This is a genomic window from Methylobacterium sp. J-088 (assembly GCF_022829295.1).
In the GTDB taxonomy this organism is placed as follows: domain Bacteria; phylum Pseudomonadota; class Alphaproteobacteria; order Rhizobiales; family Beijerinckiaceae; genus Methylobacterium.
In genome coordinates this window covers 1-24,370 of the sequence record NZ_JAKSYH010000215.1, presented here as the reverse complement: position 1 = coordinate 24,370, position 24,370 = coordinate 1, and the positions used below count along the sequence as shown (strand labels likewise).

The window sequence follows — 24,370 nt, the reverse complement described above, 5'->3', positions numbered from 1 at the left end:
GCGTGCCGACTGCGCCCTGAGCCTTCTGATAGCCACCGGTGATGTTGTCGCCGATCAGCTTGTCCAAGCCCTCGTTGGCCTTCTTATCGGGCTGCGGCGGGACGATCGTCTGGACGTTCGGATTGGCACCCGGCGCCCCGGGAGAGCTGCCTTCTCCTGCCGTGGCGGCAGAAGCCTTTTCGGGGAACAAGCTGCTTTTCCGCCCGGCGCTCGTCCCGCCCTGGCCGTCCGACTGCAGGAAGATGTCATCCTTGGCGTGCGCGTCCGAGACGGAGGCGAGGGCGTCGGCCTTCTTCACCTCCTGATCAAGGGGGATGCCGGACGGACCAAGAAGGTTCGCCTGCCCTGGCACCCCACCGTTCCGGTTCAGGTCGTAGACATTGCCGCCGATGGTGGCGAGGTTCGGCTTGGACTGCGCCAGCACGTTCGACAGCAGGGTTGGGTTACGCATCGCCGCCCGGGCCGCGGTCGGGTCGAGCTTCAGGTTCTGGGTGAGGTGATTGTAGGTGTCCTGCTCGCCCTGCTGCTCCTGCATGAACTTGATCTGCTCAAGCTGGCCCTTGAGCGACCCCGACTGGCTGGCCCCGTAGCTTTGCAGACCGGCCGCGACACCCGGCCCGATGCCGCGGTTGCTCGCGATGCCGATGCCGAGGTGAAACAGCAGGTTGCCGATATCCGGGTTGCCGGCGCTGACGCCCTGGCGGAACTTCTCCAAGACGCTGCCACCGCCCAGACCCGAGGATGCGCCGGTCGCCGCGGCCGCGCCTGCAGGCGAGACAGCACCCTGTGGCGTACCGAGCGAGCGCGGCTGATCGGATAGGCGCTGCCCCGTGAGCGGATCAAATTCACCAGCGCCACCAGGATACCCGCCAGTCGGCGTAGAGCCAGGCGCAGCCTGATCCGTCCCGGGGCTGTTCGGGTGATAGGCGCTGGTCGCCACGAGCTGCCCACGCGGAGCACTTGGGTTCGTGCCAGAGACCGAACCCGTCGCCGTCGGCGCGGCCAGCAGGTCGGCATCCGAGGGGCGACTGGGCGGGAGCGGCACGTTGCGCTGGCCGGAGGAGTCCGCTGAGCCCCCGAACGGGTTGGCACCGCCACCCATACCGGCGCGGTCGAACAGAAGCTGGTCCGGCGAACCCGGTATGGAGCCGAGCGCGGCGCGATCCTGGGGCGAGGCCATCGCCTGCTCCATCCGCCGCGTGTCCGCCTCGGACATCGCCACCGGTGGGCCAGTGCGATCCGGAGCGGGGGCCTGCGGGTCGACCTGACCGAGAAGGCTGCTCGGCGCGACCTGCGGGGCGTTGGCCGGCTGACCCTGCCCCTGCAGGGCCTGCATCACTGCGGCCTGCTGATCCGGGCTCAGATCGGCGAATGCGGGGAGAGCCCCGAAGGAGAGACCGGCGCTCACGGGCGAACCTTTCGGAATGGAGGGGAGATGCGGATGGTCATGCCGACCCCGCGGAGGAGATGGCGGCCCCGAGGCAGGCGAGGTGCGAACCGGCCTGCTGCTGAAGCTGCTCGAATGCGTCGATGAGGCCCACGAAGTCGCCGACCGTGCCGCTGCCGTTCTCCAGCATGGCCGCAGCCTGGGCGCTGACGGCCTGGAGCGCCCGGAAAGTCTGAGCCGCCTCGGCCTGACAGGCACCGATGTGGACCTGCAGGGGCGTCAGCACCTCGCCGTCGACCACGGTCACGTCCGGCTCAAACTCGGGCACGTCGAGGTGATCCATCACGCGCTCCTCAAGCCGCCGCGCGGCGCTTGCCGCCGGTCTGGTGCTTCGGTCGCTCACGCCGGATCGGCTCAGGCTCCTGCGGGATCATCGACTGCATGGCGTGCGCGAGCAGGCCGGCCGGAGCACCGCCAGAGCGACCGCTGGCGGGATCCAGAGCCGCCATGATGGCCTCGCCCAGACCGTTCGCGGTCTCACCAGCATGCGAGCCGGGGATGCCGCGGATCACCATCGTCAGGCGCGGCTCGGTGCCACCAGCGGGAGGCGCGGCCGGGGCCGACGAGCCGCCGCCGCCCTTCTTGGCCGCGTCCTCTGTGGCCTTGGCGTAATCGACACCGAGGAGGTCGCCGAGTCCGATCGGGCCGACGGCGCCGGGCTTGTGGTCGGCCACCTCCTGGGCGAGCAGGCCGATCTGGGTTCGGGGCTCGTCGCCGTAGCGGTACGAATAGACCTTCTGGCCGTCGTGCAGCTCGCCCACCTCGCGGACGTCGGTCTTCATGCGCTCGTCCGAGCCGAACATGCTACCGATGCCGCCCAGCAGTTTACCGCCGACGGTCGCGTTGTTCGTGCCTGTGCCGAGGCCGAGGAGCGAGGTCCCCAGCCCGAGGATCGACTGCAGCGGGCTCACGCCGCTCGTCTTGGTCTGGCTCGTGCCCTGGCTGACCGTGGTACCGCCCTGGCTGCCGATCGCCAGCGGGTAGCTCGCATACTGGCCGAGTGCCTGCCACGGGACCTGCTGCGTCTCCTGGAAGTACTGCTGTGAGGCGTCGAGACCGGCCTGGTTTTGCTGCTGCTGGAGTCCGCCGACCGACAGGAGGTTCGAGGCCGGGGCATACCGGAGCGCGTCGACCGCCGGCAGCAACCCCGCGGCCTGCAGGGCTTGGCTCTGGCCGGTCTGGCCGGCGCCGATGAAGCCCTGCGCCTTCGTCACGCCGAGATTGCTGTTGAACTCGTCGCCACCGAGAACCTGCCCGAGAACACCTGCCTGGGCCGCCTGCTGCGCCTGACCGAGGCCGGCACCCGCGAGGCGCTGCTGGTTGTTCGTCGACTGCACGCCGCTGATGGCGTTGGTGATGCCGAGGCCGGCGCTCGATGCGGCCTGCCGCGCGGCATCGATCTGGCTATTGGCCGAGAGCTGCCGCTGAGCCTCCGTATTGTACTGGTTGGCGTACAGCGCGGTGTCGGTATCGTTGATCGCCTTGGTGGTCGCGCCCTGGAAATTACCGGAGCCGTACCTCCCGCTCTTAGCGTAGGCCTCCTTCACAGCGTTGGCAGCGTTCTGGTTCGAGGAGGCTACAAGCGCCTGAACGTAGGGGTTCGTGGTCGGGTCGAGGTACTGACCCGACGCGACGCCGGACAGATTGGTCTCGGCCGCCGAGGTCTGCTGCGACTTGTCGAACAGCCCCTGCAACTGCGGAACCGTCGTCAGGTCGCGCGCCCCCGACATGAAGCTGTTGGCGGTCTGATTGATCGGGTTCGAGGCCGAACCGATCTGATCCGCCAGGCCCGAGAGCCGGGAGGTATCGACGTTCGGCACGGCCGACAGCATGCCGAGGCCCTGCTGCGTGGTCGCGCTGATCCCATTGGATCCGAGCAAGCCCTGCAGATAGCTCATGCCAATGCCGCCCGCGTTGTCGGACGCAGCCTGATCACGGGTGCTCTGGATCCCGGCAGACTGGTCGTTGCTGAAGTCAGCAACGCGCTGGCCGCCGTAGATCTGCGAGCCCACGCCCGACTGATACAGGTTCTGCGCGTTGGTGAGCGCTGACTGCAGCCCCGGGATTGCAGGCGACCATGGGGTCTTGTCCGAGACCTGGGTCGAGTTCTGCGTGCTGGTCTGTCCGCCGCCCATGGCCGGCTCCTCTAAGCGGCGTCCGGCGGCTCGCCGGCTTCCCGCAGGAAGGTGACGGCGCGACCGCAGGTCGTGATCTGGCTATTGAATGTGTCGATCCGCGCGAAGACCTCCGCGGGCGGCGCACCGGCGTCGAGCAGGTCCACGATCTCGCCGAGCGTTCCGTGGGTGATCCGCATGGCCGAGCGCAGCGCCGCCCAGGTCTCGGGGACCGAGACGTCGGCAGGCGCGGGCGGTAGGCAGCGAAGCGGGAGGCGGTGCAGCTCGCCCATCTCAGTCGGCCCTCCGAATGGCGACGCTCAGCCGGCCGTCAGGGGCAGCAGCGGGCGAGCGCGCTACATCGGCGGCGCCAACCGAACCGATGGAGATGAGATTTTGTCCGACGCCCCCAAAACGACCAACGCCAAGTTGATACCGCTGCGCGAGCCCGAACACGTCCCGGTTCGCGTCATCAACCGCCTGATCAACTTGGATTTCGTGGGTAGCCAATTCGACGTTCTGATGGGCACCACAATGCTTGGTGTTACCCCCGAGGGGACCCACGAAGAGCAGATGGTCATCGCCGCTCGCTTGCGGTTTGACATCGATCTTGCCCGCACGATCCACGAGCAACTTGGCAAGGCAATTCAAGCTGTGACTACACCGCCGAAAGATCAGGTGAACTAACAGGCTGCCCACGGTCAGGCTGCCATCGGTAGCGTGGCAACTGGACCGGCAGGTGCCGGCAATCGAGGCGGCTCGTCCGGCGCTACGATTGCGGCGACGGCCTTGCGCACCAAGGCGCTGGCCGTGGTGCCCTCACGACGCGCAGCGCCGTGGAGCGCCGCATGCAGCTCGCGGTCAGTCCGAACGATGAGAATGGTGTCGAGGTTGAGCGGTCGCATCGCGCGCCTCCGTGTCCTGTTAGGACAATAAACGGAGAGGCGAAATCGTATATACGCGCAGATAAGGCCTGCATGTCCGCAAGGTCTTAAGCGTGCGCGGCGTCCGATGTGTTTGCGATTATCTCATATGACAGATTGTCGCACTTAATCTTTAGGGCCTACCTCCGGCTCAGAAGCCAGGTCTTTCAATTTTGCCGGCAGGCCGAGCACATGAGAGATGAAGTTGCCCGCCGCGAACTTGTTGGACTGGAACCCAAATGGCGGCTGCGACTGAGACACAACAGAGCTAATCGCGGCGAGATGGGAGCTAGCAAGAACCGCCTCTGTCAGCTTTAGGCAATTTTCTTTAACTGCCTCATAATCTAAGCCGCTCTTTTTCGCATTTTTAGCGTCAGACGCGGCCATATCCTTATTAGGATCGGCCAAGAGACCGTAACTCGGCCCATTATCGGGGAGATGTGCCAACAGAACTTTATCGAACACAGCGCGCAAGATATCCCGTTGAGCTGCATTGCCGCCTGATTTGCTCTCGAAGCCAACTAACATAAAAATAGATGCCAGATCGCGCAATACAGCCGCATTTGTAGCAGTTGTGTATGTCCCATCTTCCGAAAAAGACCGCTCTAAGCGGTATTCGATCTCATGTGACAGGGTACGACCTGACTTCGCAGCCTCGGTCTCAAGGTGCCGCCGCAAGGTCTCCGTGGTCCGCATGTTGAGGGCCGATTGCCGGACTTCGCTCCGAACCGCGCGCCGCATGTCCGCATCCTCCGTCATGTCCACAGCATGTGCGCGCATGCTGTAGACCTTGCGCAGGCAGCGCACAAGGCATAGAACAAAGACAGCATGTGACTACATGCTGTGCGCGGGGTTAGCCATGCCGAAGCAGATGGACGTTCGAGAGCAGCTTGCAGCCGGCTACGACGTGCGGCCGCGGCCGCTCGCCAGAGCGGTCGGGCTATCCGACAGCGGAATGTACGGGCTGATCGCCAAGGGGAAGATCCGGTCGCGCCGCGTCGGCGACGCCGTAGTCATCCCGAACGAAGAGGGGCGCCGCGTTGCGGGCATGGCCCCCGGTCCAGAGGCTAGCGCCATCGCTGCATAGAAAAGCCGCCGGCCCGGTTGGGACGGCGGCGGGTTCTTTATCTACGACGCTTCAGCACCGCTGTAGATATAGCACCTGACGATCAGTCTCAAGGATTTCCGGACCGGCTCCCTACTCAGAGGAGCCAACCGTGACACCAACGACCATCACGAAACCCATCGCCCGTTCTCGGCGGAAGTCCGTCCCCACCCGCCAGTCCGAGCTGCCCGTCGAGGATCTGCGGCTGCATGCCGTCCTCGGCCGCGTCCGTAGCCCCGCGCTCGCCAGCGTGATCGCCGGTCTCGCCTTCCCCGCCGTCGATAGCTGGCAGGTGGCGCGATGACGCCTCGCCCGATCCCTGAGAGCGTCCGCGCTTTGCTACCCCTCTGCGGGGCCGCCAATGATCACGAAGCCCTCGGCGCCTGCCGGGGCATCGGTCGGAAGCTACAGGCTGCCGGCCTTGATTGGCATGCATTGGCTGCCGCGATCCCGACCGGCGAACCTCGCGGCGCCGCGAGGTTTGTGCCGGCGCCGACACAATCTGAATTCTCCCGCCGGCGGGAGAAAGGTTGCGGCGCCGCAACAATCCACCCGTTCGATGTCTACTCGTGGCGCCGGGCCTTCACTCCAAAGCAGGAAAACGAGCACCGCGCCCGCGTCCGGTTCTGCCAGGACCGGGCGTGGCGGCTGACGGAGTGGGAGCGCGGGTTCCTCAACAACGTCGCCCGGCTGCACGGCAACCTCAGCATCAAGCAGGCCGACCGGCTCGCCGCGATGACCGACCGCCTCGACATGGAGGTGCGCCAGCCATGCTGAACCTGCAGCACGCCGCGTCCTGCCTGCCGGGCGGGCGCGTCATCAGCGGCGGCGTCTCCTTCCAAGGCATCGGGCACCGAACGGGCGACATGTCTGCTCGGCTGCTCCCCGACCCTGACGCGCGCAACGGCTACATCGTGACGAGCTTCGCGGGCGACGATCCGCTGATGCTCCGCGACTACGTGGACGAGCGGTGTGGGCTGCCCCGCTGGGAGGAGCGCACCCGCGATCGAGAGGAACGTGCTGACCCGCGCGAGCTGGCCCGGCAGGAACGCGCCCGCGAGCAGCAACGGCTCGCCAGAGACGCTGAAGCCGCGATCAAGGCCGAGCGCGTGCGCAGGATCTGGGACGAGGCTGAGCGCGATCCGAGGGGCACCCTCGTAGAGCGATACCTGAACCAGCACCGGAAGCTGGATCTGCCGGCGTCCGTCTGCGGCCATGCGGTGCGCTTCCACCCGGCCGGCCCATGGGAGGCCGATCGCGTCCCGATGATGCTCTGCGCCTACCGGGACATCCACACGAACGAAGTGATCGGCCTGCACCGAACCCGCCTCGATCCGGTGACAGCCGCAAAGGTCGGCAGGAAGGCGCTCGGCCGAACCGGTGGCGCCGCGATCAAGCTGACCCACGACTCCGACGTGACGATGGGCCTAGTCCTAGCCGAGGGCGTCGAAAGCGGCTTGGCCGGCATGGCGCTCGGTCTCGTGCCGATGTGGGCCATGGGCAGCGTCGGCGGGATTGCGGCCTTCCCTATCCTGTCCGGCATCGAGACCCTGACCGTCTGCGCCGAGACCGGCGCGGCCAGCGACGCGGCCGTGCAGCAGGTCGGCGAGCGGTGGAGTGGTGCCGGGCGCGACGTCGACGTCGTGGCGCCTCGAACCGGCACGGACTTGAACGATGCTCTGATCGCGGAGAACGGCGCATGAGCGTGAAGCCGGACCACTCGGACACGATCTACGAGCGCACCCGCTTTCGGCGGCCTCATCCAGTCGGAAGCGAGCATGGCGTTGACGCCGCGCTGCTTGGGTTCACATTCGACGGCGACGCGCAGCCCGATCCGCCGCGGTACCTCGTCAAGAACCTGCTGCCGACCGAGGGTGTCGCGATCCTCGGTGGCCAGTCCGGCGCAGGCAAGACGTTCACGGGCATCGACCTCGGCGTGTCGCTCGGAACCGGCGAGCCGTTCTTTGGGCGCCGCATCGTCGAGCGGGTCGGGACGCTGATCCTCGCCGCGGAAGGTGCCGGCACGCTGGCCGCCCGCATTGAGGCCGCCCGATCTGTTCGCGCCAGTGGGAAGCGCCTCCCGATTGCCTGGATGGGAGCCGTCCCGAACCTCGCTGACCCCGAGGAGGTGAAGGCGCTGCAGCCCAAGATCCGCGCCGTCGACGCCCGGATGCGGGAGGAATTCGGCGTCCGGCTCGGCCTCATCGAGATCGACACCATGGCCGCCGCCTTCGCCATGAAGGACGAGAACGACGCCGCCGAGGCCCAGCAGCACCTTAGGCACATGCGCATGCTCGGCGAGCCGATCGGCGCCCTCGTCCTACCGATCCACCACTATGGCAAGACCGAGGACACGGGCCTGCGCGGATCCTCTGCCTACCGCGGCGGCGCCGACGCAGTGCTGAGCATCCTGGCCGACCGCAACCAGGTCACAGGCGAGGTGACGACCCGATCGCTCAACCTCGCCAAGAGCCGGTGGGCCGAGGAGGGGCCGATCGCGGCGTTCGCGCTCCGCTTCGTGCAACTCGGCACGGACGAGGACGGCGACGCCTACGGCGCCTGTGTCGTCGATCCGAAGCTGGACGAACCCCCGCCTTCCACCCGCAAGGCCCCGCAGAAGGATCCCCTGCCGATAGTCGCCCTGAAGGGGGCCTTCGACGAGGTGCTGCTGACCCATGGCCGCGACGTGCAGGTCCGCGGTGCCGGTGAAATCGTCCGCGCCATCACCGTCGAGGAGATGCGCCCCGAATTCCGCCGCCGCTACGCCACCGCCGAGACGGACGGCGACAAGGCCGCCGCCACGATCCGGCAGGCCCTGAAGCGAGCCCTGTCTGCCTGCCCGAAGCATGGGTTCAACACCGCCGCTTGGAATGGGGAGGAATGGCTATGGAGAGCGTGGCCGTGACAAGCGTGACACCCGTGACAACTGCCAAATGTCACGCCTGTCACGCCCCCCGCAGCCGTGACATCTGCCGTGACACGCGGAGCACCCCCCTAAAGGGGGGCTCCCGCTGTCACGCCTGTCACGCGGGGCTGATTTTTGAGGGAGGGGAATTTGAGCGTGACAAGCCGATCAGCGATCCGAGAACCGGATTTCGTGATTTCAGGGCAGGCGTACTGGCTCGACCGGACCGAACCCTACCGACGTTTGGACGGACAGATGACGCAGCTCGACGTGTTCATGACCCATTGCGCGCAGTGTGGAGAGCGGTTCGAGGTCAAACGTTCCGCCGGCGGAATAAGCGCACTGAACCGACGCTGCGCCAAGCACCGCCGCCCCGGCATCAAGGTCAGTCCGAGAGGCTGACGGTACCAGATCTCGGCAGGGGCACCCGATGATTGCCCCCGCCAACCAGTTTGGGCCATGGTCGCTGGGCATCGACGCCGCCGAGCAGCGCGCCCGCCTCCGAGCCTTGCGCCAGACTGCCCGCCTTCTCGTGGGCCCCCGCGCCGCCGACCTCTGCCGGCTCCTCGCTCAAGCCGAGACCGACCCCGCCGCGCTGGAACCCGCCTGCCGCGCCCTTGATGCGCTGGCCTCCACCGACCGCAGACGGGTTTTGGCGAGCTACGCCGCCCTCGCCCGTGCCGCCTGAAGGAGCCACGATGTCCAACGTCATCACCCTCGCCGGACCCGAGAAGCCGGCACCTGTCGCCCGGCACGAGGAGATCACCGTGTACGGCACGGTCGGCCCCCTCACGGTCGCCCTGACCCGCCGCACCGACGCGATGGCTGGCCTGATCCACGTCGTGCTGCTCGGATCCGCGATCGGCCTAGAGGTGGTCGCCACCCTGCCGGACGACACGAAGGGCCGCGCCATCGCGGATTTCGTCGGGCCCGCCGTCGTGCGGTCTGCGGAATTGGCCGAGACCGAATTCGCCGCGCGTCCGGAGGCCTGCTGATGACGCCGCGCGAGCAAGCTGCCTTCACCGCCGGCATCGAGACCGCCCGCCAAATGGCGCTGACCGCAGCCGTCACCATCAAGGTTAGGGCCGACGCCAACGAGGTCCGGCAGCAGGCCGCCGCCGCCGCGTTGCAGGGCCTTGCCGTAGGGCTGCACACCGCGTTCCTCGACAGCCAGGCCGAGCCCGAGCCGATCCGCCGTGCCTTCGCAGCCATCGCGGCCGACCCGAGCGACAGCGGCACCATCGAGTGCCCGACCTGTAAAGGCCGGCTCGCCTGGATCCGAGACAGCCACAACGGCCACCTTCACGGGGAATGCGAGACCGACGGGTGCTTGAGGTGGATGCAGTGAGACGCGCAGTCGTGAAATCTCATAGCAGGTGCTATCTATCATTCGACCTGGCTGTTTTCCCGCTGTTGTCTACAGCCAGCCGAACTTCCGAGATTTGACTATGAGAGGCGAAGGAAAGCCGTTCACCGAAGGCCAGTCAGGCAACCCCGCTGGCCGCCCCCGTGGCTCGCGCAACCGCTCCACGCTGGCCCTGGAGGCGATCTTCGAGGGCGAGGCCGAAGCCCTCTCCCGCCGCGCAATCGAGATGGCGCTGGGGGGCGACGGCCCGGCGATGAAGCTGTGCCTCGACCGCCTGCTGTCCCCACGTCGGGACCGGAGCATCACGTTCGACCTGCCGGTGATCGACACGGCCGAGGACCTGCCGAAAGCGACCGAGGCCCTGCTGCGTGCCGTATCGTCGGGCGAGGTCACCCCAAGCGAAGCCGCCGACATTGGCAAAGCCGTCAGCGCCCACATTGAGGCGATCACGGCGGCCGACCTGCACCGACGCCTCGCGGCACTGGAGGGACAGGGCACATGAGGATCCGAGAGATCGAGACCCGTCTTGAGCGCCTTGAGGCGAAGCGCGGCACCGGCCAGTTCGCCCACCTGTCCTACGAGCAGGTCGAACGGGCGCTGTTCACCAGACTGCATCGGCTGGCGACCGAAGCCGGCGGCATCGACGCGCTCATGGACGGATGGGACGCGGCCGAGGATCCGGAGGAGCGCAGGCTTATCGCGCGGATCCGGTCGCACCCCCGCGAGATCGGAACCTACTACCGCGACTTGGAGGCCCGCCTGTCATGAGGATCCGTGAGATCGAGACCCGCGTCGCGCGGCTGGAGAAGCGGACCCCGGGGCTCCTGCCTGGGCCGGACCGGTACACCGACGAGGAACTGAACGCCCTGATCGCCTGGCTCAAACAGCCGGAGCCTGCCGCCGAGGCGTGGGCGGCCGACCTGCTGCGCCGGGAGGGGATGATCCGATGAGGATCAAGGAGATCGAGGCGAAGATCGCCCGGCTGGAGGCCAGCCCGCGGTTCAGCAGCCTGGCTCGCATGTCCGACTCCGACCTCGACCGACAGATTGTGGCAGGCCTGAACGACATGGCGTCCGAATGGCCGTCGTTCGGCGCGATGGTCTCGAACCTGCGCGAGTCGCCGGCGCCGGCCGACAAGGATCTCGCCGGCCAGATCGAGACGTTCATCACAGACTGGCAGGCGCAGCAGCAGCAGAAGGCAGCGCAGTAGCGGCGCCCGCATATTCCCGATTATTTTTAATCGGGCAGGCCTACAAGACCCCGCTCCCGCTGTGCGCCTGGAAGGCACTCGCCCCCTGGTTGCCAGCACTCGCCGCCGCCACAACGCCCGAGCTACACCGCATCGGTCGCTCCGGCTTGGATGCCGAACGGCACAGGGCCGAACCACGTCGTCACGGGATCCGGCCCCACTTTTCCAGCTATGCAGCCAGAACGTCTTGTGTGTTCAGGACGGCCTTAACCTGAAGCGGCTCTGCCGGTATGAGCTGCAGCCTCAAAGGAGCCGGTGACCATCTAACGGCTCAGTTTACAGTCGACGTATGTTGCCAAGGCTGCCCAGCCGCAATCTGGTGCAGCATCGCCTCGTGCCGAACCATTTCTTCGCCGACCGCGAGGGCAGCATCAAATTCTTCGTTCTGTATATGAAAATGTATTTCTGCAATGTATCTGCCAAATGTCTTGGTAACATTCATAAGTTGGTTTGCTAAAACTATGAAATGAGTTTCATGAGTAAGTCGGTTAGTATTATCCCGCATTCGGCGTACCATGACGCAGATACACTTGCAGCACGTGTCGGCAGCGGGCTCATCGACGAGAGCTGCATAGCATTCTGTAACTAGGTCCCGGCCAAATTTTTCGTCGTCCATGACTATCGGCCCAACTATTGAATGGCGGAAAGATGTACTGCGGCTTGGTTAATGGGTTACAAATAAAAAAGGCCGGGGTATCCCCCGGCCGATCAGTTCGCTAGCTTGCTACGGATTAACGGAGAAGCTGAAGAACGCCCTGCTGAGCCGTGTTCGCCAGAGATAGGGCGGAGATACCCAGAGACTGGCGAGTCGACAGCGCCTGCGAATTCGCAGCAGCCTCGTTCATGTCGGCGTTGACGAGGTTCGACGAGCCGGTATCCAAGATATTGATCAGATTGTTGCTGAAGCTCTGCCGGTTCTGCACCACCGAAAGGTTCGAGCCGAGGGTCGAGGCATCGGTGCGCAGCTGGCTGGAAGCACTCGTCAAGCTGTTCAGGGTCGTGTTGATATCAGCGTTGAGCAAGAAGTTGCCCTGACCAAGCCCGCCGGCCAATGAGCCGCCCTGGATGGCACTCAACTTGAGACCGGCCGAGGTCTCATCGGTCGCGCTGACCGTCAGATTGGAGTTGCCCTTCGGATTGAAGTTAATCGTTAGGTTGTTGTTGGAGCCCTTGCCAGCGATCAGGTTCGTACCATTGAAGCTGGAGTCCTGCGCAAGCTGGTCGATCTGGGTCAACAGGCTGTTGTACTGCTGCGCCAGAGTAGAGCGAGCCGACACGCCCGACACACTGAGATCCGAGCTTTGAGCGACGGAGGCAACGGTAGCGCCAGAAGTTCCGTAGGTCGTGCCAGCAGTCGAATTGCCCGCAAATCCAAGCGCAGTCTGATCGGTCGACGTCTTGAACTCAACGTCGGACTGGGCGTTCATCACGATCTTGGTGCCGTCGGTGCTCTTGGTGAAGCTGCCGGCGCCGACCGAAGCATTGAGAGCGGTGATGGTTTGATCGATCGTGTTCCCTGATGCGAGGCTCACGGATGTGGCGGCGCCGTTGACATACAGGTTCACCGTGGTGGCTCCAGTCGGAGCCGTGTAGGCGGCTGAGGCGGTACCGGTGGTGGTGATCTGGGTGGACAGAGCCTGGTTGGCGATCGACTTGGCCTGACTGACCAAGCTCTGGATCGAGGTGATGCCCTGGTTGGCCGCCTGGATCGCCTGAATTCCGTTGGAGATGCCGTCGAGCAGGTTCGACAGATCACCGGACCGCTGGGTCAGCGACTGAGACGTGAAAAAGCTGATTGGGTTGTCGAGGGCCGAGTTGACCTTCTTGCCGGTGGACAGCTGGTTCTGAATGGTCGAGGTCTGGGAAGCGGTGTTCTGCAGCGCCAGCAGGCTCTGGCGGGTCGCAGCAGTGAGGGTGATGCCGGAAGACATATGAGATAATCCTTTTTGAGATAGAACCCACTTTTCGTGGTCAAATCAGCATGTGCCTCAGGCCTTGATGCCTCCTTAAAATGACGATTGCCCCAAGGGGATTTTCGACAGATTGTTAACAAATCATCGCTACGGATCGGCAAACTCAAAAAGGGTTATGCCATGCCTCTGCGCCTCACCATCAAGCCTCAAGAGCGACTGATCATTAACGGCGCTATACTTCGCAATGGTGGCAGTCATACTATCAGTCTAATTGTAGAGACGCAGTGCCAATTTCTTCGCGAGAGCGAACTTGTCAATGAGAGTGAGGCAGATACGCCTTGTAAGAAGCTTTGTTTAACACTTCAAGTTCTGCATCTTTCAGAAGATCCGACTGAAGTCACAAATTTATTCTTTGCGCAGGCAGTCGAGGTGATGCGGCTTCTGCCCAGTTCAGCACCGTTTTTGTTGCAAATTCAAGAACATCTCGCCGCTGAACAGACATACGCCGCAATAAAAGTCGGAAAGCAGCTTATGTTTCATGAGCGCGATATGCTTGGCAGTCGTAAAAGCTTAAGCGCAGCATAAATCTGAACGTCGGTTTGGCAGCACCCTCATCTTATGAGGGGCGCTAACACCGCCAACGAGTTGATAGATGTCCATTGGGGTGAAAGCCCGATCGACGCTGGTTGAGCTCCTCTGGTTTTAGAGGAGCTCGCTTCAGCGGCGATCTTCAGGCTAGCGATCCAAGTGCAGCCTACGCTCGGTCTTCAATGAGCCATCGGCACCACATAGCCCTGAACGCGTCCGCGACATCGGCAGCTAGGCCGCGATGGTCCATGAGCGGGCTTGCCTCCATGCGCTCTCGCAACCCGGATCGGATCTCTCGCAGGCGTCCACGATCTTGAGCCAGATCCCGGGCGATCGCCACGTAGGCGTCCGGATCATCAGCGATTAGATCCGGCATTCCAAGCGCCGTAAGGACGGCAACGCCGGTTCGTGCGGCTGCGTGTCGTCCGCGCAGGGTAATGAATGGGACGCCCATCATCAGTGTCTCGAAACTAGTCGTGCCACCGTTGTACGGGTATGGATCGAGCGCGACGTCCGCGTGGTAGTACAACTCGTGGTATGGTCCATGGAGGCGCGGATGAAGAATAACGCGGTCAAGCGGTAACCCAGCTCCGCGGAGACGCGCCTCTACCGCAGCACGGATCTCCGGCGCCGCGACGTCTGCAGCTACCATGAAAAGGCGAGCGTCCGGAACGGCGTCCAAGATCCGCGCCCACGTAACCAATGTCCTATCGGCGACTTTGGTGAGGCGGTTGAAACAACCGAAGGTAACGTAGCCATTGTCCTCAAACGGCGCACGTGCCCGAACAGGGGGCAAAGCGCTGGGTGATGCACAGCTCGCCGATATCCGCGGCAAGCGCCAGAGCCGCTCTGCGTGCAAGGCTTCGGCAAAGCCGATTGGATCGATGTCGGCGTCCGTGAGACGGTAATCGATGGCGTCGAGCCCAGTGGTTCCAGGGTGGCCGATCCAAGTGACCTGCACCGGCGCGGGCTTGCGAGCGAACACGAGAAGCCGATGCCCGGCACTGTGACCAGATAAATCTACGAGGATATCCACGGCATCCGCTTCGATGCAGTCGGCAGCTTCGTCGTCGTCGAGACCGGAGATGTTGTGCCAGCCATCGAAGAGGGTGCGGAGCCGCGTTGACGCATCGTCCTCTCGTGCACGTGTCATGTAGGCCAGTGTCTTAAAGGCGGACCGATCAAACTCCTTCAGGAATGGCTCCAAAAAGCGGATCACAGCATGGTTGCAGAGGTCCGCCGAAACGAAGCCGACTCGCAGCTGGCGGCCCGGGTCGCGGTTATTGGCAAATGGGCGCTGGCGCAGAGCGGGGGCTGCAAAGCGCTGGCCGAAGGCCTTCGCGTCGGCCGCATAGCTTTCGGGTGTCACGTCGTCCGCATAGAGCTTAGCGAACAGGCTGTTGGAGGCGGTGAATACGTTGCTCGGATTGATCGTCAACGCACGATCGAACGCCGCGATCGCCCCAGTGAGATGGCCTAGGCTTAAGAGTACGCTGCCACGGTTGCTGTGCGCTCCGGCATCGTTCGGGTCGAGGGCGATAGCGCGCTCCGCGTGTCTCAAGGCCTCTCCATGCCGAAAATCACCTTGATACACGCCAGCGAGGTTGGCGTGGGCGCTCGCTAAGTTAGGGTCGAGTTCCAGTGCCTTCTCAAGTGCGGAGATGGCTCCAACGGCATCGCCGCGGATCGCAAGGAGGCTTCCTAAACCGCTAAAGAAGAGCGCGTTGGTTGGCTCGCGATAAATCGCGATGCTCATCAAGTCGTAGGCAAGGTCGAGGCGGTTTGTATGGGCAGCGATCGCCCCAGCGAGGTAGGTTGCGCGCGTGTGGGTGTTATCGAAAAAGATCACCAGATCGAGAAGCACCTCCGCCTCGCGGAAAATCTTCGCGGCATAGTGTGTCTGAGCAACGCCGAACACATGCTCGACAAAAGTTTCGTTTAGCTGTTGCGTCGCCGTTCCGAAATCCTGTGCCAGATATCGCTCAAGGATAGCGCGGGCTTCGGGCACCCGCTCAGCGCCTATCAAAGCTGTGGCTAGGGTGAGCCAATACGCCGGCCGATCTGATGCGCCTCTCAGCGCCGCGACGAAGTGGCTGACCGCTTCACCCGGCTTGCCATCTAAGGCAAGCCGTCCAAGTTCGTAATGAGCCTCCGGATGATCAGGTACGACTTGCAGTAGGCGCCGCAAGCTTTCACGAGCTTGGTCAAGTTGTCCAGAAGCGCGGCACTTGAGTGCTTCGGCGTATATTCGTTGGGGCGTGCTCAACCGGCGGATGCGATTGCTGCCATGCCTGCTGTGTTGGTTGAGTATTGTGCGTCCCATCGTGGAACGCTTAATAATGTTTGGTTAATGTTATGTGAAGATGATTTTCAGTTCCAATTCGACTCGATAAAAGTGATGTACTAAAACTAGTAATTCGACTTAAGGAAATTATATTTCGGGCAATGCTAACAACCAGATGAACAAGCATGGTTGAAGCGCCTTTACGATGATGTGATTACTGCAGGTGTATATTACCAAATCTGGCGATTGTACCGTATATAATGAAATTCATCACAGGAACCCGCTTCCGCTGTGCCCCTTGAAGGCGTTGGCACGCCGAATGTAGCCGACGACGGTCCGCGGATCCCGGTGGCCGCTCTGATCCATGATGCGGGCGAGATCGGCCCCGCGCTCGGCCGCCGTCGTGATGTAGCCGGCCCGCAGGCTATGCGCGCCGAACGTCGACGCATCGAGGCCCGCGGCCGTGCAGTAGTGCTTCACGACCCGTTCGACCGTCTTAGGTCCCAGGCGCTCGCCCTCGACCCTGCCGGCCTTGTTGACCGGGCGGAACACCGGACCCGAGACGATGCCGGCCGCATCCAGCCATTCCCGCAATAGGGCGACGGGCCGGATGAGCCGGCCGTGCGGGATAGCCTTCTCAAGCCCCTGCCCTTCCTGATCGACCTTGGACCGGCGCACCAGCACTCGCAGGCCCTCGGGATCCTCGCTCAGATCCTCGACGTTCAGAGCGACGAGCTCGGACCGGCGGAACGCGCCAGCGAACCCGAGCGCCAACAGCGCCCGATCGCGCTTGCCCGTCAGAGTGTCGGGCGTCCGCATCAGCAGAGCTGCCAAGATATCGGCGGTCGCGGCAGCCTTCTGTGTCGGCCGGGTGCCGACGTGGCGCCGGATCCCGCGCATACCCTCGCGCAAGCCTTCGTCGTCCGTCGGGTCCGCGAGGCCGGCGAGCTTGTGGGCGTACCGGATCGCGGCGAGGCGCCGGGCGATGGTCGATGCCTTGGCGCCTCGCGTGGCCTCATGGCTCAGGAACTCCAGCACGGCCAGCGGCGTCGCCGGCATGGCTTGGAAGCCGAACTGGCTGCACCAGGCCGTGAACTGCGCGAAGTCGCTGGCATAGGCCCGCTTGGTGCTCGCAGCCTTGCCGGCGCGCTGGAACGCCTTGGCCTGATCGGACAGCCCGGCGACGACGAGCAGGCCGGCGCTCACCCTTGGCTCACGTGGTTTCAGGCCCGACATCACATCGTGTCCGATAACTGTCCTTCTCAGACACTACCACACGCGCTATGGTCGTGCGAGCGTCATTCCACGATCCCGCTTTTATCACACCACGAAAGCGTGACGCATCGAGGCGGCCGACCGCGGGGCACGGTTCTGATGGCTGCGGTGGGCGTCCTCAAAACTGAGGAGACCCCCTTCGCCGTCTAGCGCCCTCGTGTGTCGCCAGCTTGGCAACTCACGTGGGAATGGTGCCGGTCCGGTGGTTTCGTACCACCATATTAACGGGAGCATGGCGCCGGCATGGTGCGGATCATCGGCCTAGCTCAATCAAAGGGCGGCGTCGGCAAGACGACCACCGCCCTCAACCTCGCCGCCGAGCTGCACCGCCGCGGGCGCACCGTCGCCGTGCTCGACGCGGATCCGGCCGCGCACGCCGCCTCTATCGCAGAGGATGGGCAACTGCCGTTCAAGGTCGCCCCGCACCTGCTGGAGGAAGACGCCGACGCTGCGGTGTCCGCGTGGGTGAAGACCGTTCGAGGGCAGGGCACCGACTTCGTGTTGATCGACGCGCCCGGCGCCATGGGCGCGGCGTTCGGCGCCACTATCGCGGTTTCCGACCTCGTATTGGTGCCGGCCGGCTCGACCGTGCTGGATGTGCGCGGTGCGGCTGAGACCGTCGGCACGATCCGCCGGCACCGGAAGGCCGCCAAGCGAGACCGGCCGGATATCCTGATCGTCCCGAGCCGCATCGACCGACGCACCGGGGCAGGGCGCGACGTAGTGACGACACTCGCTGCTCTGACCGAGCCGGTAGCGCCGGCCATCTCCTACCGCGCCATCGTGGCTGACAGCCTCGCAACTGGTGAGTCTGTGCCAGCCGACACGCCGTCCGCAGCCGAGTTCTCTGCTCTCGCCGATGCCGTCATGGTCCGCCTGGGAGAGACCCAATGAGCCGCCGTCCGAACGTCTCGCAGACGCTCGCGATGAAGGCCGCAGCGGCGGCAGCCCGCGAGGTCGAGCAGGACGATGCAGATGCAGATTTTGCGACTGCATCTCAGGCCGAAGCCGTTTTAACTCCGCAGGCCGCGCCACCCGCGCAGGACCCGCAGCCAGCCGAGACAGAGGAGCGCGCAAAGGCTGTCGGCAGGCCCAAGGGGCGCCGCCCTGTCGCAGCCCGGCAGACGGTCTACCTCGATGACGCCCGGCACGCCGCGCTCGCTCGCATCGCCGAGGATCGGGGCCGCTCGATACATTCCCTTATCCTAGAGGGGATCGACCACGTGATCGGCAAGCCCACCGCGAAAGGATGGCAATAGAGCTGTGATGGCGTCTCGAAGGTGGTTTTATGGTGTTGAAAAAACTCTAATAAAACTTGAAATCAGTGCGTTCAGCCGTGGCGGGGTCTGGTGTGCGCAAGGCCTGGATGCAGCTAGTCTGCTGGTCCCGGCTTTTGAATGGAACGTCAGGCGCATCACCGCACCCAGCCCGCCTTGATGATCAATCCGGCTCGGCGCTTGCAACGGCTGCGTGCCCGGCATCCTGCGACCGAACTGGGATGACCGAGGGCCGACCTGCCCACTGCAGGTTCATCCTGTACGTTACCACGGAGAGCGCACGCATGCCGGGCAAGCTGAAAACTCATCTGCGGGTGCTGCTCGGCGGCCTCCTGATCATCACCGTCGGAGCCCCGGCCGCGATCAGCGCCGAGATATCCGGTGGCGTGGTCCGGATCGGTGTCGTCAACGATCAAACTGGGTTCCTGTCCGATCCCACCGGCAAGGGATCGGTCGTCGCGACCCAGATGGCGATCGAGGATTTCAAGCCGGAGTCTCATGGCTTGAAGGTTGAGGTCGTTTCGGCCGATCATCAGAACAAACCCGATGTCGGCGCTACGATCGTCCGCAAGTGGATTGACGTCGATGGCGTCGATCTGATCGTTGATGTCGGCAACTCAGCCGTCGCCTTGGCGATCCAGTCCATCATTCGTGAGAAGAACAAGATCGCGGTCTACTCGGCCGTGGCCACCACCGAGGTGACCGGCAAGCAGTGTGTCCCCACCGGACTCTCTTGGCTGCACGACGCCTACAACCTCGTGGCCGGTCCGATCCGTGACCTCGTCCCAAAGGGCCAGAAGACGTGGTTCTTCATCGGCGCGGACTACGCGTTTGGCCGCAACATGGTCTCGGTATCCAAGACGCTCCTCGCGGCGGCCGGTGGCAAATCTGTAGGCGAAGTGTTTCACCCCTCGGCGGAGACCGATTACACCTCGTACCTGTTGCAGGCCCAAGCGTCAGGGGCCGACACCATCGGCTTCGCCAGCACCGGCTCCCAACTCGTCACTGAGATGAAGCAGTGGACCGAGTTCGGCATGACCGGCGGTCCCCAGAAGCCGGTGGCCGGGCTGCTCTTCCTGACCGACACGCATAGCATGGGCCTAAAGATCGCGGCTGGGCTACGTGCAGTCACGGCGTGGTATTGGGACCTGAACGACGAGACCCGAGACTTCGCGCAACGGTTCTACAAGCTCCACGGCGCCATGCCGAGCGAAGCCCAGGCGTCGATGTACTCAGCGGTGGGCCATTACCTGAAAGGCGTGGCGTCGGCCAAGACCGACGACACGGACACGGTCCTGGCGTGGATGCGCGCCAACCCGGTGGATGACTTCTACGCCCGCGGCGCGACGCTGCGAGCCGACAGCAGGCTCGTCCACGACTTCTACCTCGTGGAGGTGAAAAGCCCGGCGGAGTCCAAGGGTCCGTGGGACCTCTACAAGGTCCTGAGCACGATCAAGCCCAAGGATGCCTATCCGACGCTTGCCGATAGCGAGTGTCCATTGGCCAAGGCAGTTGCCGCTCGCTGAAGCGAGGCCGGGCGAGCCGTGATGATACGGCCGCCCGACCTACACTCTTAAGCGTGATCAGTCTGTCGCCGTGGCTCCAGCCTCACTCCGCAACAGCAGCCTTCTTCTGCTTGCGAGCCTTGGTAGGCGTCTCCACCGCTTCAACAGCTTTCCGGCGCTGCTGACCAAGGCCAAGGCTCTTGGCTAGCGACGAGCGCTGCTCTGAGTAGCTGGCGGCCACGGAGGGGTAATCATGCGGCAGGCCATAGCGCGCGCGGTACTCATCGAACGTCATGCCGTTCTTCGTCAGGTGACGCTTGAGCGTCTTGTAGGTCTTGCCATCGAGGAAGCTGACGATGCCGTCGGGCCGGACCGACTTGCGGATCTGGGCCGCGCTAGGCCGGTCGATCGACGCATCCGCAGACTCACTCGGCTGGCCCAACCCAGCGATTGCGGCATGCACATTGGCCAGCAAGGCTGGCACCTCAGCAGGGGAAACGCGATTTTTCGAGACATAGGCTGACACGATGTCTGCCGTCAGGCCGACCAGATCCGGCTCGCTATCCTCAAGATTTGAAATTTCAGTTTCCACCCTACACCTCGCGTGAAAGCGGCGTCCGCTACGTCGGACGTCCAGTTAGTTTGCGGATGGTGAAACGAAAAGATCATCGGTCAAATTCGTCCGATAAAATCGTGGACATCCCGTAGTGTGACTTTGGACCGTAGACCTTCGTGAACGGAAGCGCGATTACCTGCTGCCCTCCAACGCAGGCGCACCACACTTAGTCCATGCGGGAGGGCACTATCGTCTCACCAGAATGCGGGCTCAGCAATTCGACATTCGGAACCGGACCATGGGACGTAGGTATTGATTGCGCGCAATCGATGTTGCAATGCAAGGCGTCCTCGAAGTAAGACGTCGCCGATGCCCACTTTCAAAGGAAGAATGACAGTGTCACGAGAGGTCGCAGAGCATAGCCCTAACTTCATCGAATTGGCAGGTGATATCGTTGCCGCCTACGTAGCGAACAATTCTGTGCCAGCCTCTGAGCTGCCGAACCTCATCCACAGCGTGTACACCGCCATCGGAGCACTGACTGCGGCGCCGCCCTTCTGCGTGACGTAAACTCGTTACTCGGACGGGCTCCTAGGCCTTGCTGTCACCGTTGCGGCACGGCATCTCGCCGGCTGCGATCAGCGCACCGGCAATCGCCACCATTCGTCGGCCCTGATGGCGGGCTGCGTCGAGATCCTCCGTTCGTGGCGGCCGGTTTTCTTTGCCGACGATCGCGGACGCACCGTAGGGCGAGCCAGCCTCCAACATCGCTGCGTCCGTGTAGCCAGTCGGCAGGATGACCATGCCCAGATGCGCCATCGGAGCGTACAGCGACAGCGTGACGACCTCAGACCCACCATGCGGCCAGGATGCCGCCGCGAAGGCACCCCCGACCTTGCCGGCAAGGGCACCCCGCTTCCACTGCGGACCGAGCAGGTCGAGGTAGTTCTTTAACTCCGTCGCCATGGCGCCGAAGTAGCTAGGCGTGCCGAACAGTATCGCGTCTGCCCACTCGGCATCCTCGTGTGTAGGAGCCTCGTAGAGGGCATTCTGCCGAGCGGCACTCTCGGTCCACCCATCGACTTTCGCCATTACTGCTGCGTCGACGACTTCGCGTGGCCTCCGCATGCGTATCTCAGCTCCCGCCTCGCGGGCAGCTTGAGCCGCAGCAGTTGCAAGTGCTTCCACGCTCCCACTGCGCGAGTAGTAGACGATCAGCAAACGAGTTGGGTCCAAATCAGCATCAGCCACAGCACTCTCCTACGGATTAGTGCGACGGGCTGACGATTGTGGAAAGGACGAAGCGCCAGGCGGCCCTACCTGGGTACTGGAGAGCGATGAAGCATCTGCCAAATGGCTGATGGTTTTATGCGAGTTCGCCGCTTGGCCGGCCATCAGCATGGTCAGCGCTGCCAGCATCAGTCCGGTGCCGCCAATCACACCGTAAAAGACTGGCAGACCGGGGCCCCCGTGCTGACCGTTCTGACTGGAATGCCGCTCTGCCACCTGAAGACCTCGCTGATCCACAATTGCGGATCCGCAGGAGCAACGGGCGCTCTAACCCGATAGGTCCTACGCTGCGGCGCCATGACGGTCGGTCCGATCCATGCACGGATCGGTAGCCTGGGATCAAAAAGCCACTAGGCTGTTTGATGGTTGCCGCTCGAGGCTACGCCGCTGCCGGTCGTACCGCACACGCACGGCCTCCTCGCACCACGCATCCCGCTCGGTCCGCATCGCCTCGACCAGGGCGTGCATGTTGCCAGCGTCGATGGCAGTCTCCACGAGCATGAAACTGCCGATTAAGGCTCGGCATGTGAATGTCCTGCCCCGTCGGCGCGATCGCGAGGTGCCTGATGCCTCCGCTGCAGCGATTGGCGCGTCCGTTCCGCTCTGCCCGCACCTGGATCGCGCTCGGTGTTCTGGCGCCGATTGGCATGCTTGCGGCATCGGGTCTGATGCTCGCCGACCTGCGCAAGGATGCCTGGGACAAGGCTGAGCAGACCTCCAAGAACCTCGTCCAGGTCCTGGAGCGCGACATCGCTCGCAACGTCGAGATGTACGACCTTTCGATCCAGGCGGCGGTCGACAATCTCAGAGCACCCGGCCTTCCAGGACTGACCCCGGAGTTGCGACAGCTCATCCTGTTCGATCGCGCCGCCACTGCCCGCGATATGGGCGTGATGATCGTCATCGATGAGCGTGGCGACATCGTTGCCGACATCGCTGCCGTTCCGCCACGCAAGGGCAACTACCTAGATCGCGAGTACTTCCAGGTCCATCGGGCTCGCGCAGGTCTGGGTCTCTACGTTGGTCGTCCGATCGTCTCGCGCCTGACCGGCGAGCGGATGCTCCCGTTCAGCCGGCGCATCAACAAACCCGACGGTACCTTCGGGGGCGTGGTTCTGGGCAGCATGAAGCTGTCCTACTTCGCGCACCTGTTCAGTCAGATCGATCTCGGCCGCGACAGCGCGATCAACCTCTACCTGAGCGACGGCACGCGCATTATGCGCCACCCCTACGATGATGCCGATATCGGGGTGAACATCGCGGGCACCCAGACCTTCCAGGGGTTCATGCGCGATGCGAGCGGAAGCTTCGTTCACGTCTCCGCACGCGACGGCATCGAGCGGCATTACACCTACACGCGCGTCGGCGGTCTGCCGCTGATCCTGAATGTGGCCCTGTCGACAAGAACAATCGAGGCCGAGTGGCGGGCCAAGGCCATCGTCATCGGCGACATCGTCCTGGTATTGTGCGGCCTCACGATCGCTCTCTCGCTGCTGTTCGGGCGTGAACTGCGCCGCCGCGAAGCGATGCAGGCTGAACTCGAAAGGCTGTCGCTAACCGACGCCCTCACCGGCCTGCCGAACCGCCGGGCCTTTGAGAACGCGGGGGCTCAGGCCTGGGACGCCGCGCGGCGCAGCGACAAGCCGCTCTCGCTGCTCATCGTGGATGCCGACCACTTCAAGCGCTTCAACGACCGCTATGGTCACCAAACTGGAGACGACGTGCTGCGGGGACTGGCGCGCCGTCTCTCAGCCAGCGTGCACCGCCCCCAGGACCTCGTCTGTCGGGTCGGCGGCGAGGAGTTTGCCTTCCTCCTGCCAGACACAGATGAGGCGGGAGCCTGTCGCATCGCTGAGAAGGTGCATGCCGAGGTGTCTGCCCTGGCAGTCGGCTCAGCTGGCATCGGTGCAGGTGCAGTCACGGTGAGCATCGGGCTTGCAGCCGCCGTGCCTGCATCCACGGAGATCACCGCGCTAAATGACCTCTATCGTCTGGCAGATGAAGCTCTGTACGAGGCCAAAGCAGGTGGTCGCAACCAGACCCATTGTGCGAAGCCGCATGACCCAGCCGTTGCCCCGCTGAAGCACGCACTCCGCTTAATGCGTTGAGCGAAGGCGAGCGCCCTACGTCGGTGCCTTGTCGCTACGCTTTTTCCACCACCGCTGGCACAGTGCCGCCACCATGCCGATCCGGCCCGAGCACCGCTTCTTCTACCCTATCGACTGGGCGCAGCTCTCGGCCGTGATCCGGTTCGGGCGGGCGAGAGGCTGCTGCGAGGGCTGCGGACGGCCACATGGGCGGATGGTCTACCATCTCGGTGACGGTCGCTGGTGGGACGCTGATGCCGATCGATGGCGCGATGGGTGGGGACGCCGGGTCCGGATCAGGTTGGGTACCGATATTCTCGGCCGCGCTCGCCGGACCCATGTCGTGCTAGTGGTGCGAGTCTAACACTTGGTGCCCGCGCTTTGCGGCCTGGATGATGCGATCCGGGTCGGCGGTCCAGACGAAGGGCTTCGGATTGCCGTTACTCTCGGCGATGAAGCGTTTGATGGCGGCCTGCACCTCGATCA

32 protein-coding genes and 2 pseudogenes are annotated in these 24,370 nt (G+C 63.9%); 21 read left to right on the top strand and 13 right to left on the bottom strand.

What is annotated here, in order from left to right:
• The 4 genes from MKK63_RS24075 to MKK63_RS24060 form a co-directional block, all read right to left on the bottom strand.
• The coding region (locus tag MKK63_RS24075; protein WP_244006240.1) for a hypothetical protein at window positions 1–1,408 on the bottom strand (1,408 nt) is incomplete at its 3' end.
• Between the two features lie 37 nt (window positions 1,409–1,445).
• Window positions 1,446–1,730 (bottom strand): hypothetical protein, encoded by a 285-nt coding sequence (locus MKK63_RS24070; RefSeq protein ID WP_244006239.1) that lies wholly within the window; start codon window positions 1,728–1,730, stop codon window positions 1,446–1,448.
• A gap of 10 nt (window positions 1,731–1,740) precedes the next feature.
• Entirely contained in the window at window positions 1,741–3,582 is a 1,842-nt protein-coding gene (locus MKK63_RS24065) for a tail fiber domain-containing protein (protein ID WP_244006238.1), read from the bottom strand.
• Window positions 3,583–3,593: 11 nt separating this feature from the next.
• On the bottom strand, window positions 3,594–3,854 hold the full coding sequence (locus tag MKK63_RS24060; RefSeq protein ID WP_244006237.1) for a hypothetical protein: 261 nt from the start codon (window positions 3,852–3,854) through the stop codon (window positions 3,594–3,596).
• Between the two features lie 103 nt (window positions 3,855–3,957).
• On the opposite strand from MKK63_RS24060, the gene MKK63_RS24055 reads away from it, so the two are divergent.
• Window positions 3,958–4,248 carry a hypothetical protein gene (locus tag MKK63_RS24055; protein ID WP_244006235.1) on the top strand — a complete coding sequence of 97 codons (291 nt, stop codon included), beginning with the start codon at window positions 3,958–3,960 and terminating at the stop codon, window positions 4,246–4,248.
• A 14-nt stretch (window positions 4,249–4,262) separates the two neighbouring features.
• Here MKK63_RS24055 and MKK63_RS24050 read toward each other — a convergent pair whose 3' ends face one another.
• Entirely contained in the window at window positions 4,263–4,466 is a 204-nt protein-coding gene (locus MKK63_RS24050; protein WP_244006233.1) for a hypothetical protein, read from the bottom strand.
• Window positions 4,467–4,610: 144 nt separating this feature from the next.
• Window positions 4,611–5,225: a hypothetical protein gene (locus MKK63_RS24045; RefSeq protein WP_244006232.1), complete on the bottom strand. Its 615-nt coding sequence runs from the start codon at window positions 5,223–5,225 to the stop codon at window positions 4,611–4,613.
• A gap of 118 nt (window positions 5,226–5,343) precedes the next feature.
• On the opposite strand from MKK63_RS24045, the gene MKK63_RS24040 reads away from it, so the two are divergent.
• From MKK63_RS24040 to MKK63_RS23980, 13 genes are all read left to right on the top strand, one after another.
• Window positions 5,344–5,571, top strand: coding sequence for a hypothetical protein (locus MKK63_RS24040; RefSeq protein ID WP_244006231.1), 228 nt, complete (start codon window positions 5,344–5,346; stop codon window positions 5,569–5,571).
• A 130-nt stretch (window positions 5,572–5,701) separates the two neighbouring features.
• A complete protein-coding gene (locus MKK63_RS24035) occupies window positions 5,702–5,893 on the top strand; it encodes a hypothetical protein (RefSeq protein ID WP_244006230.1) in 192 nt (63 codons plus the stop codon).
• A 131-nt stretch (window positions 5,894–6,024) separates the two neighbouring features.
• On the top strand, window positions 6,025–6,366 hold the full coding sequence (locus MKK63_RS24030; RefSeq protein WP_244006229.1) for a hypothetical protein: 342 nt from the start codon (window positions 6,025–6,027) through the stop codon (window positions 6,364–6,366).
• The gene (locus MKK63_RS24025) at window positions 6,360–7,292 is read left to right on the top strand and encodes a toprim domain-containing protein (RefSeq protein WP_244006228.1); all 933 of its coding nucleotides are present in this window, start codon (window positions 6,360–6,362) and stop codon (window positions 7,290–7,292) included. The genes MKK63_RS24030 and MKK63_RS24025 overlap by 7 nt, the downstream gene beginning before the upstream one ends.
• Window positions 7,289–8,494: an AAA family ATPase gene (locus MKK63_RS24020; protein ID WP_244006226.1), complete on the top strand. Its 1,206-nt coding sequence runs from the start codon at window positions 7,289–7,291 to the stop codon at window positions 8,492–8,494. The genes MKK63_RS24025 and MKK63_RS24020 overlap by 4 nt, the downstream gene beginning before the upstream one ends.
• Window positions 8,495–8,749: 255 nt before the next feature.
• Window positions 8,750–8,896, top strand: a complete 147-nt coding sequence (locus MKK63_RS24015) for a hypothetical protein (protein WP_244006225.1) — start codon at window positions 8,750–8,752, stop codon at window positions 8,894–8,896.
• A 28-nt stretch (window positions 8,897–8,924) separates the two neighbouring features.
• Window positions 8,925–9,182 carry a hypothetical protein gene (locus MKK63_RS24010; protein WP_244006224.1) on the top strand — a complete coding sequence of 86 codons (258 nt, stop codon included), beginning with the start codon at window positions 8,925–8,927 and terminating at the stop codon, window positions 9,180–9,182.
• Between the two features lie 10 nt (window positions 9,183–9,192).
• Window positions 9,193–9,489 (top strand): hypothetical protein, encoded by a 297-nt coding sequence (locus MKK63_RS24005; RefSeq protein ID WP_244006223.1) that lies wholly within the window; start codon window positions 9,193–9,195, stop codon window positions 9,487–9,489.
• Entirely contained in the window at window positions 9,489–9,842 is a 354-nt protein-coding gene (locus tag MKK63_RS24000) for a hypothetical protein (protein ID WP_244006222.1), read from the top strand. Before MKK63_RS24005 ends, MKK63_RS24000 begins: the two co-directional genes overlap by 1 nt.
• Window positions 9,843–9,942: 100 nt before the next feature.
• Entirely contained in the window at window positions 9,943–10,362 is a 420-nt protein-coding gene (locus MKK63_RS23995; protein ID WP_244006220.1) for a DUF5681 domain-containing protein, read from the top strand.
• A complete protein-coding gene (locus MKK63_RS23990; RefSeq protein ID WP_244006219.1) occupies window positions 10,359–10,628 on the top strand; it encodes a hypothetical protein in 270 nt (89 codons plus the stop codon). Before MKK63_RS23995 ends, MKK63_RS23990 begins: the two co-directional genes overlap by 4 nt.
• Window positions 10,625–10,810 carry a cytochrome c gene (locus tag MKK63_RS23985; protein WP_244006218.1) on the top strand — a complete coding sequence of 62 codons (186 nt, stop codon included), beginning with the start codon at window positions 10,625–10,627 and terminating at the stop codon, window positions 10,808–10,810. Before MKK63_RS23990 ends, MKK63_RS23985 begins: the two co-directional genes overlap by 4 nt.
• The gene (locus tag MKK63_RS23980; RefSeq protein ID WP_244006217.1) at window positions 10,807–11,070 is read left to right on the top strand and encodes a hypothetical protein; all 264 of its coding nucleotides are present in this window, start codon (window positions 10,807–10,809) and stop codon (window positions 11,068–11,070) included. The genes MKK63_RS23985 and MKK63_RS23980 overlap by 4 nt, the downstream gene beginning before the upstream one ends.
• Window positions 11,071–11,840: 770 nt before the next feature.
• On the opposite strand, the gene MKK63_RS23975 is transcribed toward MKK63_RS23980, so the two are convergent.
• Window positions 11,841–13,040 (bottom strand): flagellin, encoded by a 1,200-nt coding sequence (locus tag MKK63_RS23975; RefSeq protein ID WP_244006216.1) that lies wholly within the window; start codon window positions 13,038–13,040, stop codon window positions 11,841–11,843.
• A 162-nt stretch (window positions 13,041–13,202) separates the two neighbouring features.
• Here MKK63_RS23975 and MKK63_RS23970 point away from each other — a divergent pair, with 162 nt between their 5' ends.
• A complete protein-coding gene (locus MKK63_RS23970) occupies window positions 13,203–13,607 on the top strand; it encodes a flagellar biosynthesis repressor FlbT (protein WP_244006215.1) in 405 nt (134 codons plus the stop codon).
• 169 nt (window positions 13,608–13,776) lie between these two features.
• On the opposite strand, the gene MKK63_RS23965 is transcribed toward MKK63_RS23970, so the two are convergent.
• Entirely contained in the window at window positions 13,777–15,933 is a 2,157-nt protein-coding gene (locus MKK63_RS23965) for a tetratricopeptide repeat protein (protein WP_244006213.1), read from the bottom strand.
• A 231-nt stretch (window positions 15,934–16,164) separates the two neighbouring features.
• On the bottom strand, window positions 16,165–17,100 hold the full coding sequence (locus tag MKK63_RS23960) for a site-specific integrase (protein ID WP_244006211.1): 936 nt from the start codon (window positions 17,098–17,100) through the stop codon (window positions 16,165–16,167).
• Window positions 17,101–17,412: 312 nt separating this feature from the next.
• Between MKK63_RS23960 and MKK63_RS23955 the strand changes: the two genes are divergently transcribed.
• The 3 genes from MKK63_RS23955 (at window position 17,413) to MKK63_RS23945 (ending at window position 19,972) form a co-directional block, all read left to right on the top strand.
• Window positions 17,413–18,063: a ParA family protein gene (locus MKK63_RS23955; protein WP_244006209.1), complete on the top strand. Its 651-nt coding sequence runs from the start codon at window positions 17,413–17,415 to the stop codon at window positions 18,061–18,063.
• Window positions 18,060–18,428: a hypothetical protein gene (locus MKK63_RS23950; RefSeq protein ID WP_244006207.1), complete on the top strand. Its 369-nt coding sequence runs from the start codon at window positions 18,060–18,062 to the stop codon at window positions 18,426–18,428. Before MKK63_RS23955 ends, MKK63_RS23950 begins: the two co-directional genes overlap by 4 nt.
• Window positions 18,429–18,730: 302 nt before the next feature.
• A complete protein-coding gene (locus MKK63_RS23945; RefSeq protein ID WP_244006205.1) occupies window positions 18,731–19,972 on the top strand; it encodes an ABC transporter substrate-binding protein in 1,242 nt (413 codons plus the stop codon).
• Between the two features lie 82 nt (window positions 19,973–20,054).
• Here MKK63_RS23945 and MKK63_RS23940 read toward each other — a convergent pair whose 3' ends face one another.
• Window positions 20,055–20,543 (bottom strand): MucR family transcriptional regulator, encoded by a 489-nt coding sequence (locus tag MKK63_RS23940; RefSeq protein ID WP_244006202.1) that lies wholly within the window; start codon window positions 20,541–20,543, stop codon window positions 20,055–20,057.
• Between the two features lie 333 nt (window positions 20,544–20,876).
• Here MKK63_RS23940 and MKK63_RS23935 point away from each other — a divergent pair, with 333 nt between their 5' ends.
• Window positions 20,877–21,077, top strand: coding sequence for a MucR family transcriptional regulator (locus MKK63_RS23935; RefSeq protein WP_409564552.1), 201 nt, complete (start codon window positions 20,877–20,879; stop codon window positions 21,075–21,077).
• 21 nt (window positions 21,078–21,098) lie between these two features.
• On the opposite strand, the gene wrbA is transcribed toward MKK63_RS23935, so the two are convergent.
• Both wrbA and MKK63_RS23925 read right to left on the bottom strand, forming a co-directional pair.
• On the bottom strand, window positions 21,099–21,758 hold the full coding sequence (gene wrbA, locus MKK63_RS23930) for an NAD(P)H:quinone oxidoreductase (protein ID WP_244006200.1): 660 nt from the start codon (window positions 21,756–21,758) through the stop codon (window positions 21,099–21,101).
• 378 nt (window positions 21,759–22,136) lie between these two features.
• Complete coding sequence (locus MKK63_RS23925) at window positions 22,137–22,298, bottom strand: hypothetical protein (protein ID WP_244006198.1); 162 nt, start codon at window positions 22,296–22,298, stop codon at window positions 22,137–22,139.
• 65 nt (window positions 22,299–22,363) lie between these two features.
• On the opposite strand from MKK63_RS23925, the gene MKK63_RS23920 reads away from it, so the two are divergent.
• Together MKK63_RS23920 and MKK63_RS23915 are read left to right on the top strand one after the other, a co-directional pair.
• The gene (locus MKK63_RS23920; protein WP_244006197.1) at window positions 22,364–23,905 is read left to right on the top strand and encodes a sensor domain-containing diguanylate cyclase; all 1,542 of its coding nucleotides are present in this window, start codon (window positions 22,364–22,366) and stop codon (window positions 23,903–23,905) included.
• Between the two features lie 73 nt (window positions 23,906–23,978).
• Window positions 23,979–24,233 (top strand): annotated as a pseudogene (locus tag MKK63_RS23915) (hypothetical protein); the annotation flags it as partial.
• On the opposite strand, the pseudogene MKK63_RS23910 reads toward MKK63_RS23915, so the two are convergent.
• Window positions 24,231–24,370 (bottom strand): annotated as a pseudogene (locus MKK63_RS23910) (IS630 family transposase); the annotation flags it as partial. The pseudogenes MKK63_RS23915 and MKK63_RS23910 overlap by 3 nt on opposite strands.